Source organism: Streptomyces griseus subsp. griseus (genome assembly GCF_000720255.1).
Classification (GTDB): Bacteria; Actinomycetota; Actinomycetes; order Streptomycetales; family Streptomycetaceae; genus Streptomyces; species Streptomyces griseus_I.
This window is the reverse complement of the sequence record NZ_JOJE01000035.1, coordinates 58,579-75,381: the sequence shown is the minus strand read 5'-3', so window position 1 is coordinate 75,381 and position 16,803 is coordinate 58,579. Positions and strand designations below refer to the sequence as shown.

Genomic DNA, 16,803 nt, shown 5'->3' with positions numbered 1-16,803 from the left:
CGCGAGCTACAGACACTCCTCGCCCTCTGGACCGGTGCCTGCCCCACCTGCCACCGCGACATACCCACCCCCATACGAACCTGACCAAGCCCTACTAGGACTTGGAGGGCATCGACGTCATGACGGTGAACGGCGGGGTGCGGCTGCCGTCGTACCGGATCCGCGTGTCGATGCCGTTCACGTCGTACGCCTTGGCGTTCATGCCGCGGCGGACCTGCGTTCGCGGCTGCTCGCCCTCGGCGGCGAGACGCTGCTGTCGCGCGTCGAGATCAGCCACGTCGACCAGCTCGCGCTGCGCGCGGTACGGGAGGCGGAGCCCGGCAACCGCAAGCGGATCGTCGACGAAGCGCAGGCGGTCCGCGAATGGCGCTCGCTCCTGGACGAACTCGGCGAGGACGGCTGGGACGCGGAGTTCCTGCACGACGAGTGGACGCAGGTGATCCTCGGCCAGTCCGTGACCTCCCGCACGGACTACTTCCGTGCCCGTCGGGCCGGACGCGGACGCACGGTCAGTCGTGCCGAGCGCGCCGACATCTGGCAACTCGCTGAGCGGTTCACCCAGCGCCTGGACCGGCTCGGAATACAGACGTGGGACCAGATCGCGGAGCGAGCGGCCCAGTTGGAGGTGCAACGCGCCCGGCGTATCCAGGCCGTCGACCGTCAGCGGGAAGAGGCGGGCGGCCTCGACAACATCCACGTGGCCGACGGTTCGGGGGGCTGGCTGCGTTACCGGTACCGGCACATCGTGGTCGACGAGGCTCAGGATCTGCGGCCCGCGCACTGGAAGATGCTGCGCGCGATGACCACTCCGGACCGCAACGACCTCTTCCTGGTCGGTGACACCCACCAGCGCATCTACAAGAACCAGGTGACCCTCGGCAGCCTCGGCATCAACATCCGCGGCTGGTCGTCGAAGTTGTCGCTGAGCTACCGCACCACCCGGCAGATCCTGCGTTCCGCGCTGAACGTGCTCGGCGACGAGATGTACGACGATCTCGACGGCAGCACCGAGACCCTGGCCGGTTACCGGTCCGTGCTCAGCGGAGCCGTCCCCCGACCTGCACAGGCTGAACGACTGGGAGGACGAGCGCGAGGCGATCGCCGCGCTGATCGAGTCCTGGGGTCAGGTGCCGCACGCGCAGATCGCCATCGCGGTGCCGACCAACCAGATGGCGAGCGAAGCCGCGTACACGTGGGCAGAGCATGGCATCCGGGCGCTGGAGATCGGCCCGGACGGGCCCCGCGGCGACAGCGGCGTCCACATCGGGACGATGTTCCGGTTCAAGGGGCTCGAGTATCAGCGCATGATCATCGCCGGGGTGACCGACGGCCTGGTTCCGCGCGCAAGCGTCCAACAGCGGCGGACCACGGATCCGGCCCGCTACCGGACGGAGATGCAGCGGGCCCGGTCTCTGCTCTTCGTGGCGGCCACGCGCGCCCGGGACAGCCTGGATGTCTTCTGGCACGGGGAACCGAGCCCGTTCCTCCAGGAACTGATGAAAGTCCGGCCGCCGGTCGCTGCATGACCGGCCGGGGGATCGTGCCGCGGTTCGCTGCGGCTGACGCGGCACGATCGGCCGTGGGGCACGAGGAACAGCCGCCGGGGCCGCATACGATCGCCAACAGCGTCACCGTCCGAAGGGCTTGCAGCCCTCGTCCCGGTGCGCGAGCGGCCCCACCCACATGCGAGTGAAGCCGCCCGCTCAGATCACCGCGCGACCGCGACCGCGGCCGCCGGTGCCGGCGCATACCCCGTGGGCCGGGACGTGAACGTGCCCCGGCCCTGGGTCCGGCTGCGCAGGCGGGTCGCGTAGCCGAAGAGTTCCGCCAGCGGGACGGTGGCGGTGACGACGGCCGCGCCGGCGCGCGTGGCGGAGCCCGTCACGCGGCCGCGACGGGCCGCGAGGTCGCCGAGGACCGAGCCCACCGCGTCCTCGGGCACGGTGACCGTGACCTCGGCGACCGGCTCCAGGAGGAGCATCGCGCAGCCGCGCAGTGCCTCCCGCAGTGCGAGTCGGCCCGCCGTGCGGAAGGCCATCTCGGAGGAGTCCTTCACATGGGTCGCCCCGTCGGTGAGGGTGACGCGCAGCCCGGTCACCGGGTGCCCGCCGAGGGGCCCCTCGGAGAGCGCGTCCCGGCAACCGGCCTCCACCGCACGCACGTACTCCTGCGGCACCCGCCCGCCGACGACCGTCGAGCGGAACGCGAAGCCTCCGGCCCCGCCCTCGGGCTCCAGCGGCTCCACGTCCAGCACGACATGGGCGAACTGCCCCGCCCCACCGTCCTGTTTGACGTGCCGGAAGACCAGACCGGACACACCACGGGCGACCGTCTCGCGGTAACTGACCCGGGGTCGGCCGACGTTGACGTCGAGCCCGTGGTCCCGGTGGATCTTCTCCACCGCGACCTCCAGGTGCAGTTCACCCATGCCGGACAGCAATGTCTGGCCGGTCTCGGGGTCGGTGCGGACGACCAGGGAAGGATCCTCCTCGGCCAGCCGTGCCAGTGCCGACGCCAGCCGTTCGGTGTCGGTGCTCCGGCGCGTCTCGACCGCCACCGAGACGACCGGGTCGGCGACACTCGGCGGTTCGAGGACGAGCGGCGCGTCCGGCGAGCACAGGGTCGAACCGGCGCGCGCCGACTTCAGCCCGATCACGGCGACGATGTCCCCGGCGACCGCCCGCTCCAACTGGGCGTGGCGGTCGGCCCGGACGCGCAGTATCCGGCCGATCCGCTCGGTGCGCCGCGCACTCGCGTCCCACACCGTGTCTCCCTTCTCGATCGTTCCCGAGTACACCCGCAGGTAGGTGAGGCGTCCCGTGGGTGTGGCGTTGACCTTGAAGGCGAGCGCCGCGAACGGGGCCTCGGGGTCGGCGGGCCGTCGCTCGTCGGCACCGTCGTGCTCACCGCGTACCGGCGGCACGTCCAGCGGCGACGGCAGATAGGCCACCACGGCGTCGAGCAGCGGCTCGATGCCACGGTTACGGTAGGCCGAGCCGCACAGCACGACCACGCCGTCACCGCTGCGGGTCAGGTCGCGCAGCGCGTCGGCGAGGGTGTCCGCCGACAGGGTCTCCCGGTCGCAGAATTCCTCCAGCGCGACCGGATGGCGTTCCGCCACGGCCTCCTCCAGCTGCCTGCGCCGCCGCCGTGCCTCCTCGAGCAGCGTCTGGGGCACCGGTTCCACGGCGGCCGGGCCACCCGCGCCGTCCCAGGTCAGCGCCCGCATGTGCAGCAGGTCCACGACGCCGGTGAAGCCGTCCTCCGAGCCGATGGGCAGCTGCACCACGAGCGGGGCCGGGTGCAGCCGCTCCCGGATCGACGCAACGGCCGTGTCGAGGTCGGCGCCGGCCCGGTCGAGCTTGTTGACGAAGGCGATCCTCGGTACGCCGTGCCGGTCGGCCTGCCGCCACACCGACTCGCTCTGCGGTTCCACGCCCGCCACCGCGTCGAACACGGCGACCGCGCCGTCCAGCACCCGCAGCGAACGCTCCACCTCGTCGGCGAAGTCGATGTGTCCCGGGGTGTCGATCAGGTTGACCCGGTGACCGTCCCAGGCGCAGCTGACGGCCGCGGCGAAGATGGTGATGCCACGGTCGCGCTCCTGGGGGTCGAAGTCGGTGACGGTCGTGCCCTCGTGGACCTCGCCGCGCTTGTGCGTGGTTCCGGTGGCGAACAGGATCCGCTCGGTGACGGTGGTCTTCCCCGCGTCGACGTGGGCGAGGATGCCCAGGTTGCGGACGGCTGCGAGCGGGTGGGTGAGGTGTCGGTCGAGGTGGGTGCGCATGGCCCGGGGCCTTTCGGAGTGATCAGGAGGAGGGCAGCGCGATTCCGGACGAAGCACACGCGCAGCCCGCTGACGTCACGTCAGCAGGCCGGAACACGGGAACGGTCGCAGGTGTTCTCAGGCGTTCGTCACGGTCATCCGGCGCCCGCCGCGCAGCGGGCACCGGACCGACGAGGACACCAGGATCACCTCGTACCGGGACGGGGAGACGACGACAGCGGTGCGGTCACGCATGGCCTTCTCCCCTCATTCGTCATGACGGTGCGCCGCTCAAGTCGTGGGCGGCGTTGAACACGTGAGGAGCCTAGGGAGGGGTCGTGCCGCGCGCACCTGAATTTCCGCTGCTCGCTACGCCCCCTGCTCCGCGGTGGAGTAGAAGTGCCGGCGGACCCGGCGCAGCCACGCGTCGGCGGGCGTCTCGTCGGGGCTCTCGGGCAGCGCGGAACGCGTCTCGGCGAACGCCGTCTCGAACCGGCGCAGCAGCGGCAGCGCGGCCTCGGGGTCTGCGGCCACCTGCTCACCGAAGCGGTGGAAGCCGTCGGGGTCCTCGACCCGGATGGTCAGGCGGCCGGCCGCGTACAGCTCGTAGCCCTGCTCGCACAGCCTTTTGAGGTGGCGGGCGTGCTTCGCGGTGCGCTTGCGGGTGTCGGCGGAGAACGAGCCGTCGCCCCGGCTCTGCAGCTTCCTGAACTGCTGGGTGGCATAGCCGAGGTAGGCGTCGCGGACGCGCCGGGCGCTCAGGAATGAGGCGCGGATGCCGATGAGCTCGTCGCCGAGCGGGGTCCGTACCTCGTACAACTCCTCGGGCAGCCAGACGAGTTCCATCACCGTCGGGTTGCCGCCGAGGGCGAGCCGGCACCACTTGGCGGCCTCGTGCAGGGTGCGGTCCGGTGCCGTGCTGACGTGGGACTCCTTCGGCCCGCGCAGACCGTGCAGTTCCTCGGTGGGCGCGGCGAACATCCCGAGCCGGTCGATGTCGGACCCCGCGCGGGCCAGTCCGTACGCGGTCGAGCCGACGACGCCCGACAGCAGGATGTTCTCGACGGTCACAGCTGCCCCCAGGGGTGGTGTCACGCCCCCGTGGCGGGGCGGCCGACCAACAAGGATGCCGCGCCGACAGGGGCGGCCACCCGGCATTTTCCTCACCCGTACGGCCCTGTGCGCTGGTCCCGTGCGAGGACCGGTGGTGCCGTGGGAGGGAGCACTGCGAGAAGAGCACCTGGGGTACGCCTGGAATGCGGGCGTCGGCACACACCCGGGGGCCGTCCTCAGGAGGCATCCGTGATGACCCCATGTCCGTCCCGCCCCGCCCGTGTTCTCGCAGCCGCCGTGGCCGCGGGCACGCTGGTCGCCACGGCGGCCTGCTCCTCCGACGGGGACGGCGGTGACGCGGACACCGGTTCGGGGGTCGCCGCCTCCCTCGTGGCCCGGCATACCGTCACCGCGTCGGCCGCCGCGCCCCTCACCGAGGCCGGCGCCAGGGCGGCGCTGATCACGGAGGGCGACCTGGAGGACGACTGGACCCCGGTCAGGGACGCGGCCGACTGGCGTGACTCCCTGCTCGTCGGCAAGGTGGACGTGGCCGGCTTCCTCACCGCCGAGGCCGACGCCGCCGCCGACTGCCAGCGTCTGCTCGACTCGCTGTACGACGACGGCCTCCTGGGCAAACCGTTCGGCGCGTCGGCCCTCACCGGGTTCCGTGAGGGCGACGCCCGGCTGCTCCACCAGGTCGCCGAGTACCGCAGGGCCGACCTGGACAAGGCGATGGCCTGGCTGGCCTCCCTGCCGCAGAAGTGCGACCGGTTCACCGCGACCGGGGCGGGCGGCGAGCGGACCGTGCAGGTGGTGGAGGCCTCGCTGCCCGAGGAGGGTGACGCCCGGCAGGGACTCACGGTGACGGTGAAGGGCACGGCGGACGGCTCCCCCGTCACCCTCACGCTGGACGTGGCCGCGGTCCGGGTCGGCGCGGACGCGATCACGGTCACCGACGGTGGGCTCGACGGAGCCGATCACGACAGCACGGAGCAGGCGGTGACGGAGGGAGCCCAGCGACTGAAGGACGTCCAGGCGGGCCACACACCTGCGGACGAACCGAGCGTGGAGTGACGGCCGCACCGGCTTCCGCGGTCTGTTGCCCGTACAGCAGTGTGTGACATATTACTGCGGTGACCAACCGACTCTGTGACGTCGTGGTCGTCGGCGCCGGCATGGTCGGCGCCGCCTGCGCGCTGTACGCGGCCCGTGCCGGGCTCGACGTCGTCGTGGTGGACCGTGGCCCGGTGGCCGGCGGCACGACCGGCGCGGGCGAGGGCAACCTGCTCGTCTCCGACAAGGAACTCGGCCCCGAACTCGAACTCGCCCTGCTGTCAGGTCGGTTGTGGACCGATCTCGCCGAGGAGCTGGGCACCGCGATCGAGTACGAGCCCAAGGGCGGAGTGGTCGTCTCCGCCACTTCCGAAGGGCTCACCGCCCTCACGGAGCTCGCCGCCGCCCAACGCGCCGCCGGGGTCGAGACGGTGAGCGTCGACTCGGACCGACTCCGAGACCTGGAGCCGTACTTGGCGCCCGGTCTGGCCGGCGGCGTGCTCTACCCGCAGGACGCCCAGGTCATGCCGACCCTGGCCGCCGCGCACCTCCTACGGGCCTCGGGAGCTCGCCTGGAGACCGGCCGGACCGTGACGGGGGTGCTGCGCGGCCCCGACGGTGCCGTGCGCGGTGTGACGACCGACCGGGGTGACCTGTACGCGCCGGCCGTGGTGAACGCGGCCGGCACCTGGGGCGGGGAGGTGGCCGGGCTCGCGGGAGTACACCTGCCGGTGCTGCCGCGGCGGGGCTTCGTGCTGGTCACCGAGCCGCTGCCGCGCCGGGTGCGGCACAAGGTGTACGCCGCGGACTACGTGGCCGACGTGGCGAGCGACTCGGCGGCGCTCCAGACCTCCCCGGTCGTCGAGGGAACCGCCGCGGGCCCCGTCCTGATCGGCGCCAGCCGCGAACGGGTGGGCTTCGACCGGTCCTTCTCGCTGCCGGTGATACGGGCGCTGGCGGCGGGGGCGACCCGGCTGTTCCCGTTCCTGGAGCGGGTGCGGGCCATGCGGACGTATCTCGGGTTCCGTCCCTACATGCCGGACCACCTGCCCGCCGTGGGGCCGGATCCCCGGGTGCCGGGCCTGTTCCATGCCTGCGGGCACGAGGGCGCGGGCATCGGGCTCGCCACCGGCACCGGACATCTGATCGCGCAGGTGCTGGGCGGCAGAGCCCCCGACCTGGACCTCGCGCCGTTCCGCCCCGACCGCTTCGCCAAGGAGGCCGCTTCGTGAATCCCCTGGACCTCGCGCGGGCCCGGCCCGGCACGCCGTTCACCCTCACCTTCGACGAACGGCGGATCGAGGCACTGCCCGGGCAGACGGTCGCCGCGGCGCTGTGGTCGGCGGGGATCACCTCCTGGCGCACCACGCGTGACGAGGGGCGGCCACGCGGTGTCTTCTGCGGGATCGGCGTCTGCTTCGACTGCCTGGTCACCGTCGACGGCCGGCCCAACCAGCGGGCCTGCCTGGTCCCGGCCGAATCCGGGGCGGAGATCCGTACCCAGGAGGGGACGGGACACGATGGCTGAGCGTCCGCGGCTGGCGGTGATCGGTGCGGGTCCCGCGGGGCTCGCCGCCGCACTCGCGGCCGCCGCACGGGGCGTGCACGTCACCCTCGTCGACTCCGCTGCCGAACCGGGCGGACAGTTCTACCGACAGCCCGCCCCGGGCCTCCGCGCCCGCAGGCCGCAGGCCCTGCACCACCAGTGGCGCACCTGGGAGCGGCTGCGCGGCGGACTGGACGCGCACCTCGCCGCCGGAGGGGTCACCCACCTGAGTGATCATCATGTGTGGTGCGTGGAGCGGGAATCCGCCGGGCTCACGGTTCACGCGCTGCTCGGACCCGACCAGGAGCGGCCCGCCGCCGTACACGCCGACGCGGTGCTGCTCGCGACGGGCGGTTACGAGAAGGTGCTCCCGTTCCCGGGCTGGACGCTGCCCGGTGTGGTCACCGCGGGCGGCGCCCAGGCCATGCTGAAGGGCGGGCTCGTCCTGCCGGGGCGCAGGGCGGTCGTGGCCGGTAGCGGGCCGCTGCTGCTGCCCGTGGCGACCGGTCTCGCCGCGGCGGGCGCCGAGGTCGCAGCGCTGGTCGAATCCGCCGACCCGAAGGACTTCGTACGGCGTACCCGGGCCCTCGCCGCCCAGCCGGCCAAGCTCGCCGAGGGCGCCGGGTACGCGGCCGCGCTGCTGCGGCACCGGATCCCGGTGCGCACACGGCACACGGTCGTCGCGGCACACGGCGGCGAACGCCTCGAAGCGGTGAGTGTCGCCGCGCTGGACGCCGAGGGCCGGCCCGTGCCGGGCACGGAGCGGCGCATCGCCTGCGACACCCTCGCCGTCGGGCACGGCATGCTGCCGCACACCGACCTCGCGGAGGGCCTCGGCTGCCGACTCGACGGGCCGAACGTGCACGTCGACGACGAGCAGCGCACCGATGTGCCGGGTGTGTGGGCGGCCGGGGAGGCCACCGGGATCGGGGGCGCGGCCCTGTCGCTGGCCGAGGGGCACATCGCCGGGCGGTCGATAGCGGCGCGGCTGGCGGGGACCGAGCCCGACCCGCGCGCGTGGGCACCGGCCGCCCGGGCCCGTACCCGGACGCGGGCGTTCTTCGCGGCACTGGAGGGGGCGTACGCACCGCCCGCGCGGTGGGCGGAGCAGGTCACCGACGGCACACTCGTGTGCCGCTGCGAAGAGGTCACCGCCGGGGCCGTCCGGCGGGCCGTCGGGGAGCTCGGTGCGGGCGATCTGCGCACGGTGAAGCTGCTGACGCGGGCCGGAATGGGCTGGTGCCAGGGCCGGATGTGCGCTCCGGGGGTCGCGGGTGTCGCGGGCTGCGAACTCGCCCCGGGGCGGCGGTTGTTGGCCCGGCCGGTACCGCTCGGAGTGCTCGCCACGCAGGCCGCGGACGCACCCGACGAGGACACGTCAGCCCAATAATATGTCACACCCTACTGAAGGGGGCTCCCGCCGATGACCACCCCGAATGCCGCCTCGAATGCCACCCCTCCGGCCGCCGCACAGCACCGTCCCTGGCGCGGCGTCCTCGTCGCCACCGCGCTCCCCCTGCGCGACGACCTCTCCGTCGACTACGACCGGTACGCCGAGCACTGCGCCTGGCTGGTGGAGAACGGCTGCGACGGCGTCGTACCGAACGGCTCGCTCGGTGAGTACCAGGTACTCACCCCCGAGGAGCGCGCCAGGGTCGTCGAGACGGCCGTGGCCGCGATCGGCGGCGGGCGGGTGATGCCCGGGGTCGCCGCCTACGGCTCTGCCGAGTCGCGCCGCTGGGCCGAGCAGGCACGGGAGGCGGGCTGCGGGGCCGTCATGCTGCTGCCGCCCAACTCCTATCGTGCGGACGAGCGTTCGGTCCTCGACCACTACGCGGAGGTCGCGAAGGCGGGCGTGCCGATCGTCGCGTACAACAACCCGATCGACACCAAGGTCGACCTCGTGCCGGAACTTCTGGCCACCCTGCACGCCGAGGGCCACATCCACGGCGTGAAGGAGTTCTCGGGAGATGTGCGGCGCGCCTACCGCATCGCCGAACTCGCCCCGGAACTGGATCTGTTGATCGGCGCCGACGACGTACTGCTGGAGCTGGCGATCGCAGGCGCCAAGGGCTGGGTGGCCGGCTACCCGAACGCGCTGCCGCGGGCGTCGGTCGAGCTGTACCGCGCCGCCGTCGCCGGGGACCTCGACACCGCACTGCCCCTGTACCGACAGCTGCATCCGCTGCTGCGCTGGGACTCGCGCGTGGAGTTCGTGCAGGCGATCAAGCTGTCCATGGACATCGTCGGCCGGCACGGCGGCGGCTGCCGCCCGCCCCGCGTACCGCTGCTGCCGGAGCAGGAAGCCGTCGTCCGCGCGGCCACCGAGAAGGCCGTCGCCGCGGGCCTCGTATAGCCAGGGTCACCAACGCCACGGCCCGGAAGGGGACTACATGCGCAGCAAGCTCGTCCTGCACGCCGTCGACTCGCACACCGAGGGCATGCCCACCCGCGTGATCACCGGCGGGATCGGCACCATCCCCGGCGCGACGATGAACGAGCGGCGGCTGTACTTCCGTGAACACCGCGACGATGTCAAGCAGTTGCTGATGAACGAACCGCGCGGCCACTCCGCGATGAGCGGCGCCGTCCTTCAGCCGCCGACCCGCCCGGACTGCGACTGGGGCGTCGTCTACATCGAGGTCTCCGGATATCTGCCGATGTGCGGGCACGGCACGATCGGCGTGGCGACCGTGCTCGTGGAGACAGGGATGGTCGAGGTCGTCGAGCCGGTGACCACCATCCGGCTCGACACCCCGGCCGGCCTGGTGGTCGCCGAGGTCGCGGTGGAGGACGGTGCGGCCCGGGCGGTGACGCTCAGGAACGTGCCGTCCTTCTCGGTCGGCCTCGACCGCAAGGCGACCCTGGCGGACGGCCGGACGGTGACGTACGACCTGGCGTACGGCGGCAACTTCTACGCGATCCTGCCGCTGGAGGAGTTCGGGCTGCCCTTCGACCGCGCCCGCAAGGACGACATCCTCGCGGCGGGGCTGTCGCTGATGGAGGCGATCAACGCCGAGGAGGAGCCGGTCCATCCGCGGGACCCGTCGATCCGCGGCTGCCACCACGTCCACCTGTACGCGCCCGGCGCCACGGCCCGGCACTCCCGGCACGCGATGGCCATCCACCCCGGCTGGTTCGACCGCTCCCCCTGCGGTACGGGCACCAGCGCGCGCATGGCCCAGCTGCACGCGCGGGGTGAACTGCCGCTGCACACCGAGTTCGTCAACGAGTCCTTCATCGGCACCCACTTCACGGGCCGGCTGCTCGGCACGACCGAGGTGGCCGGCATCCCGGCCGTGCTGCCCAGCTTCACCGGGCGGGCCTGGATCACGGGTACGGCACAGTATCTGCTGGACCCCACGGACCCGTTCCCGGCGGGGTTCGTCCTCTGAACCTCGTGATCCTTTCCCATCCCGCTTCAAGGAGACATCCATGGCCGCCCAGCGCAGCAGCAGCACGTCGCCTGCCGCCGCTCCCGCCCTGCCCCGGCTGGGCGGCCGCCGCAGCAGCTACCGCGAGCGGGTCGCCGACGCACTGCGCGCCGCGCTGATCGCGGGTGAACTGCGGCCGGGCGAGGTGTATTCGGCGCCGGGGCTCGCCGCGCGCTTCGGCGTCTCGGCGACACCGGTGCGCGAGGCAATGCTGGATCTCGCGAAGGAGGGGCTGGTCGACACGGTCCCCAACAAGGGGTTCCGGGTCACGGCGGTCTCGGAGAAGCAGCTCGACGAGTACACGCACATCCGGGCGCTCATCGAGATCCCGACCGTCCTGGGGCTGACAGCGACGGCCGACCCGGTCTCGCTGGAGGCGCTGCGCCCGGCCGCGCGGGAGATCGTCGCCGCGGCGGTGGCCGGTGACCTCATCGCGTACGTGGAGGCCGACACCCGCTTTCACCTGGGCCTGCTGGCCCTGGCCGGCAACACCCACCTCGTCGAGGTCGTCCGCGACCTGCGCGGCCGCTCCCGGCTCTACGGGCTCACCGCCCTCCTTGAGGCGGGCCGTCTGCTGGCCTCGGCGGAGGAGCACCTGGAGCTCCTGGACGCGCTGCTGGCCCGCGACGAGCGGGCGGTGCGCGAGGTCATGAGCCGACACCTGGGCCACGTACGGGGGTTGTGGGCCGCCGGGGCGTGACGCCCCTACCAACGGCTCGCGTACGCACGTCACGCCAGGGTTCCCGGCGGGCCCTGCCCCGGCCACGGATCGGTGCCCCTGGGGTCGAGGGAGTAACGTCGGCCTCCCCCCACCATTTTCGAACGACTCGGAGAAAAACCATGTCGAAGATCCTCTTCGTGATGACCGGCGCCGACCACTGGACGCTCGCCGACGGCACCCAGCACCCCACCGGCTTCTGGGCCGAGGAGGCCGTCGCCCCGTACGAGGCGTTCAAGGCCGCCGGACACGAGATCGTCGTCGCCACGCCGGGCGGGGTCGTCCCGACCGTGGACAAGGGCAGTCTCGCCGCGGAGGTGAACGGCGGTCAGGACAACGCCGACCGGGTCGCCGGGGTGCTCGCCGGGATGACGGAGCTGCGGCAGCCGCTCCGGCTGGAGGACGTGCGGCTCGACGACTACGCCGCCGTGTTCTACCCGGGTGGCCACGGCCCCATGGAGGACCTGGCAGTCGACGCCGTCTCCGGCAGGCTGCTCGTCGACGCGCTGGAGTCGGGCAAGCCGCTGGGCGTGGTGTGCCACGCTCCCGCCGCGATGCTGGCCGCCGAGAAGGAGGACGGCACGAACGCCTTCGCCGGTTACCGGGTGGCCGCGTTCACCAACGCCGAGGAGACGCAGGCCGGTCTGGCCGACCGGGCGAAGTGGCTGCTCCAGGACCGGCTGACGTCGGCGGGCGTCGACGTGCAGGTGGGCGAGCCGTGGGCGCCGTATGTGATCGTCGACCGGAACCTCGTCACCGGCCAGAACCCCGCCTCCTCCGCCCCCCTCGCCACGGAACTCCTGAAGAAGCTCGGCTGAGCGTCCCTGGCTTCGGCCGGTCCCCTTCCTCCCCCTGCTACGACGCCGGGTCCTCCCCTCCCCGACCGCCACGCCTGTGATGCAGCACTCGTCTGGTGTGAGGCGAGGGGCGGATGGGCAGTCAATGCCGGAAGGATCAAGAGGCGTCCTGTGGGGGAGTTTTGGGCAAGTCATCCGCTGCGGCGGTGTGCGTCATAGGCACGGGCCTGTCCGGCCTGGCGGCGGCGCACGCCCTCGCGGTCAGAGGCATCGAGTTCGTCTGCCTGGAGAAGGCGCCCGACGTCGGAGGCATCTGGCGCCGGCCGCAGGCGGGCGAACCCGGCCCGGGGTACCTGTCGCTGCACCTCAACACGGCCAAGCAGCTCACCGCGTACTCCGCCTTCCCGATGCCCGACTCCTACCCCCTCTATCCCCGGCACGACGCGGTCGCCGCCTATCTGCGGTCCTTCGCCGAGTGGGCCGGCATCCTGCCGAGCGTCGAACTCCGCACCGAAGTGGTGTCCGTACGGCAGGAGCCCGCCGGGACGTGGACGGTCACCAGCCGGGACGCGGACGGCGCGGTGACCTCGCGTTCCTTCGCCCATGTGCTCGTCGCCTCCGGCCACAACACGGATCCCGCGCTGCCGGATCCCCTGCCGCCGGGCTCCGACTCCTTCGAGGGAACGATTCTCCATTCCCTCGACTACCGGGACGGCACCGACTTCGCCGGGAGACGTGTCGTCGTCGTGGGTCTCGGGGCGTCGGCGGTCGACATCGCCGCCGACCTCTCCCGGCACGCCGCGCACACCGTGCTGTCCGTGCGCCGGGGACTGCACATCGTCCCCAAGCAACTCTTCGGCGTCTCCGTCGACGAGATCGCCGACGCCCCGTGGTGGACCCGGATGTCCTTCGCGGAGCAGCGCCGTTTCGTGGAGCAGGCCCTGATGGTCGCGCGGGGCCGGCTGGGCGACTACGGCCTGCCCGAGCCGGACCACCCGATCTTCTCCTCGGCCGTGACCATCTCGGACGAGATCCTCAGCCGCATCCGGCACGGCGCCGTCACCCCGAAGCCCGCCGTCGAGTCGTTCGACGGCGACCGGGTGGTGTTCACCGACGGCACCTCCACGCAGGCCGACACCGTCGTCTACTGCACCGGCTTCCGCATGTCCTTCCCCTTCCTGCCCGCCGGGGTCCCGGCCGGTCCGCAGGGGGCGGTCGAGCTGTACAAGCGGGTCGTCGCGCCCGGTCACCCCGGTCTGCACTTCGTCGGCCTGGTCCGTCCCGTGGGCGCCATCACGCGGCTCGTGGAGGCGCAGGCGCGCTGGATCGCGCGGATCGTCGACGGCGAGGCGGTCCTGCCGACCCCGGAGGTCATGCGCAAGGAGATCAGCACGTACCTGAGCGGCATCACCGGCCGCTACGGAGCGGCGGAGGGCGCGTCCATCCAGGTCGACGTCGCGCCCTATCTGCGGGAGCTGCGGGACGAGTAGCCGGGCCGGCCCGTCCGGGGGGCCAGGGCCGCACGCCCACGGCGCCGTACGGTCGCCCCTGGCTCACGAGGCTCCTGGTGAACGGAGTCGCCCTGACGGGGGTCCATTCACCGGGAGCGTCGGCATCATGCCCCGGGGTGTGTCACCCCACGGCTTCGGCCCGCGGCGACTCCACAACGGCGGGCGGCCGGACGGCGTAGGCCTCGGAGGAGATGTACGCGGTCACCCTCGGCGGCCGGCCCTGCTGGTGGGCGAGGGCGAGGTAGGCGATGAGGCCGACCCCGTCCTCGGGCCGGCGTGCGGTGACGGCGGACAGTGACCGGCCGAGCGGTGCGGGATCGACGCCGTACCGCAGCAGCAGGCTCTCGGCGCGTGCCAGGGCCTCGCCGTCGTGGCGTACGTAGTCACGGACCGGGATGTGGAGCGTGAACCCGGTCGGCGTGCCGCTCGCCGTGTCGGTGAAGGAGTGACAGGTCAGGACGGGCCGCCGGTCGAGCCGTACGTCGGCCCCGTCGGCGGCGTCGGTGTCGAGTCCGGCGGCGGTACGGAAGAACTCCTCGACCTCCGTCGGCAAGGGGCCGGCGTTCGCCCGGGAGAGCAGGCCCGCCTCGGTGGCGGCGAGGTTCGGGTGGCTGACGTACACCTTGACCCGCGGTGATTCCCAGTCGCCGAGGTCCAGGGCGAGGAAGGGGTAGCCCGCGGCCGGGGGCAGGGAGTCGAAGGCCTCCGGGTGGCCGAGCCGGGTCAGCGCCTCCCGGAGTGTGCCGGCGGAACGTTCCGCCCCGGAGGCGGCGGGGTTGAGGTACACCTTGACCTTCGGGATGCCGCCGGGCCTCAGCTCCAGCGCGCACCACAGGGTCAACGGGCCCTGTGGGGAGGCGGGGAAGAACAGGTCCTCCAGCTCGTCGAGCCGGTCGGTGCTGAAGTCCCAGCGCCGGGCCATCTCCCGGATGACGCGCAGTCCGGTACGGCCGTTCTGTGTCAGGCCCGCGGCTCCGTACCCCGGCTCCAGCAGCACGCGCAGCGAGGGGGCCGCGCCCGGCAGGAAGGAGAGCGAGAACTCCACGGGGGTCTGGTCGTCGGAGAGGAAGGTGGGGGTGGGCGGCGGCAGGTCCAGCGGCCGTTCTGCCACCGGGCCCAGGACGTCGGTCATCGTCTGGGCGTAGGACCCGGCGACGGCCGTGTCCAGTCCCGCGATGTCGCACAGGCGCAGCAACTGGCCCGCAGCGTGTCCGCCGAGTGTCGAAAGCGTCAGTGCCCCGGAAGGCGTCGCCTCGTCGAACCGGGATTCGGTCACCGCCCCTCCCGCAGGGTGCGGGGGCGCACATGAAGATACCCGCCTACGAAGGCGGGTATCTCGCTTGTGGATCTGTGGAGTTGGTCCCGGGAGGAGGGGGCGTTCGCACGCCCCCCGGATATGTGGGGGCGGGGGCGGAGCAACACGGTCGCGTACCGAACGAAAGCGGCGTCGGTGGATATGTGGTCCACGACACCTCCTTTGCCTCGTAATCAACACGGATACCGCGTTGCTCACTACCCCTGCGGTTGAAACTTCATGCAGTCCACGGGAGTTGGCGGGGTGTTGCGAGGATCACCTCGTCAGCCAGGTCAGGAACTGGCTCCAGCGGCCGGACCGTTCGGCCTTGCGACCGCCTCCGTCGGTGTGCGCGGTGGGCGCGGGTGCGTCCGTCCGAGCCGGTGCCGTCGGGCGTCGCGCCGCCTGAACCGGCGTGAAGCGGACGGGAAGTTGGGCCAGTGCGCGGTGGAAGGGGCCCTGCCGCCAGGTCAGGCTGTCCGACGGTACGGCGAGTTCGACGTCGGGGAGCCGGTTGAGCAGGTGCTCCAGGGCCGTGACGGTGATGTGGCGGACGGGCTCCTTGGACGGGCAGGCGTGCGGGCCCGCGCTCCAGGACAGGTGGGCACGGTTGCTGCCCGCCTGGCGCGCCGCGGTCAGTGCGGGGCCGGTGTTGGCCGCCGCGAAGCTGACCACGACCAGGTCGCCCGCCGCCAGCTTCTGGCCGGCGAACTCCATGTCGGCCGCCGGGTAGTGCGGCGCGTAGTTCGCCATGGGCGGGTTGTCCCACAGCGTGTCGTCGAGGGCTTCCTCGATCAGGCCGCCCTTGTAGGCGTAGCGGTCGTCGGTGAGCAGCCGGTGCAGGGTGTTGCCGATCAGGTTGCACAGGGGCTGGACACCGGAGCCCAGGAGCAGGGAGAGCTGGTGGACCATCTCCTCGTCGTTGAGGCGGGCCTCGTGCTGCATCAGCCAGGAGGTGACGTCCTCACCGGGCTTGCTCCGCTTCAGCGCCACCAGTTCACCGACCGCCTGGAACAGCACCTGGGCGGCCTTGTCGGCGTTGGTGCCGTCGAACATGCCGGAGATGCCGAAGAGCACCCGGTCGCCGATGTCCGCGGTGCAGCCGAAGAGGTCGTTGAGCACGAACAGCGGCAGCTGCTTGGCGTAGTCACCGAGCAGGTCGGCCGAACCACGGGCACTGAACTGGGAGATGAGGTAGTCGGAGATGCGCTCGGTGCTCTGTCCGAGCAGGCGCGAGTCGACGCGGGCCATGCTGTCGGTGACTGCCTGGCGCAACCTCAGGTGTTCGGCGCCGTCGCTGAACATGCAGTTGGGCCGGTAGGCGAGCAGGGGGAAGACCGGGCTGTCCGGGCTCACCTTGCCATCGTTGAAGTCCCGCCAGCGACGGGCGTCCTTGCGGAAGGAGCTGGAGTCCTGCAGGAGTTGGAGCGCCGCCGTGTAGTCCGTGACCAGGGTCGCCTCCACCCCGGGGGAGAGCTCCACTGGTGCGGCCGGCCCATAGTGGCGCAGATAGGCGTAGTAGGCCTGCGGATCGGCCGCGAACTCCGGACCGTACAGTGGCACTCGGGCGCCGGTGTGGTGGGCCGGGCAGCCGGGCGGGGGCACGGGGGCGGTGGGTTGAGCGTCCATGC

13 protein-coding genes and 1 pseudogene are annotated in these 16,803 nt (G+C 72.3%); 10 read left to right on the top strand and 4 right to left on the bottom strand.

Annotation, left to right across the window (positions count from 1 at the left end; translation table 11 throughout):
• Positions 1–202 precede the first annotated feature (202 nt).
• Positions 203–1,526: pseudogene (locus tag IG99_RS52115) on the top strand (UvrD-helicase domain-containing protein); the annotation flags it as partial.
• A 182-nt stretch (positions 1,527–1,708) separates the two neighbouring features.
• Here IG99_RS52115 and fusA read toward each other — a convergent pair.
• Both fusA and IG99_RS33990 read right to left on the bottom strand, forming a co-directional pair.
• Positions 1,709–3,787, bottom strand: a complete 2,079-nt coding sequence (gene fusA / locus IG99_RS33995; RefSeq protein ID WP_037680914.1) for an elongation factor G — start codon at positions 3,785–3,787, stop codon at positions 1,709–1,711.
• A 348-nt stretch (positions 3,788–4,135) separates the two neighbouring features.
• A complete protein-coding gene (locus tag IG99_RS33990) occupies positions 4,136–4,837 on the bottom strand; it encodes a nucleotidyltransferase domain-containing protein (RefSeq protein ID WP_037680912.1) in 702 nt (233 codons plus the stop codon).
• Between the two features lie 234 nt (positions 4,838–5,071).
• Here IG99_RS33990 and IG99_RS33985 point away from each other — a divergent pair, with 234 nt between their 5' ends.
• The 9 genes from IG99_RS33985 to IG99_RS33945 all read left to right on the top strand — a co-directional run bounded on the left by IG99_RS33985 (position 5,072) and on the right by IG99_RS33945 (position 13,857).
• On the top strand, positions 5,072–5,893 hold the full coding sequence (locus IG99_RS33985; protein ID WP_037680909.1) for a hypothetical protein: 822 nt from the start codon (positions 5,072–5,074) through the stop codon (positions 5,891–5,893).
• A 59-nt stretch (positions 5,894–5,952) separates the two neighbouring features.
• Positions 5,953–7,104 carry an NAD(P)/FAD-dependent oxidoreductase gene (locus IG99_RS33980; protein WP_037680906.1) on the top strand — a complete coding sequence of 384 codons (1,152 nt, stop codon included), beginning with the start codon at positions 5,953–5,955 and terminating at the stop codon, positions 7,102–7,104.
• Positions 7,101–7,400 carry a (2Fe-2S)-binding protein gene (locus IG99_RS33975; protein ID WP_037680904.1) on the top strand — a complete coding sequence of 100 codons (300 nt, stop codon included), beginning with the start codon at positions 7,101–7,103 and terminating at the stop codon, positions 7,398–7,400. Before IG99_RS33980 ends, IG99_RS33975 begins: the two co-directional genes overlap by 4 nt.
• A complete protein-coding gene (locus IG99_RS33970) occupies positions 7,393–8,808 on the top strand; it encodes an FAD/NAD(P)-dependent oxidoreductase (RefSeq protein ID WP_037680903.1) in 1,416 nt (471 codons plus the stop codon). Before IG99_RS33975 ends, IG99_RS33970 begins: the two co-directional genes overlap by 8 nt.
• A 33-nt stretch (positions 8,809–8,841) precedes the next feature.
• Positions 8,842–9,774, top strand: coding sequence for a dihydrodipicolinate synthase family protein (locus IG99_RS33965; protein ID WP_037680901.1), 933 nt, complete (start codon positions 8,842–8,844; stop codon positions 9,772–9,774).
• A 37-nt stretch (positions 9,775–9,811) separates the two neighbouring features.
• Complete coding sequence (locus IG99_RS33960) at positions 9,812–10,813, top strand: proline racemase family protein (protein WP_037680899.1); 1,002 nt, start codon at positions 9,812–9,814, stop codon at positions 10,811–10,813.
• Positions 10,814–10,853: 40 nt separating this feature from the next.
• On the top strand, positions 10,854–11,552 hold the full coding sequence (locus tag IG99_RS33955) for a GntR family transcriptional regulator (RefSeq protein WP_037680897.1): 699 nt from the start codon (positions 10,854–10,856) through the stop codon (positions 11,550–11,552).
• A gap of 140 nt (positions 11,553–11,692) precedes the next feature.
• On the top strand, positions 11,693–12,388 hold the full coding sequence (locus tag IG99_RS33950; protein ID WP_037680895.1) for a type 1 glutamine amidotransferase domain-containing protein: 696 nt from the start codon (positions 11,693–11,695) through the stop codon (positions 12,386–12,388).
• A 161-nt stretch (positions 12,389–12,549) separates the two neighbouring features.
• Entirely contained in the window at positions 12,550–13,857 is a 1,308-nt protein-coding gene (locus IG99_RS33945) for a flavin-containing monooxygenase (RefSeq protein WP_234312053.1), read from the top strand.
• A 142-nt stretch (positions 13,858–13,999) separates the two neighbouring features.
• Here the strand turns inward: IG99_RS33945 and IG99_RS33940 are convergent, their stop codons facing one another.
• Both IG99_RS33940 and IG99_RS33935 read right to left on the bottom strand, forming a co-directional pair.
• On the bottom strand, positions 14,000–15,154 hold the full coding sequence (locus IG99_RS33940) for a tryptophan dimethylallyltransferase family protein (RefSeq protein ID WP_234312052.1): 1,155 nt from the start codon (positions 15,152–15,154) through the stop codon (positions 14,000–14,002).
• 294 nt (positions 15,155–15,448) lie between these two features.
• Positions 15,449–16,801 (bottom strand): cytochrome P450, encoded by a 1,353-nt coding sequence (locus IG99_RS33935; protein ID WP_037680892.1) that lies wholly within the window; start codon positions 16,799–16,801, stop codon positions 15,449–15,451.
• Positions 16,802–16,803 lie beyond the last annotated feature (2 nt).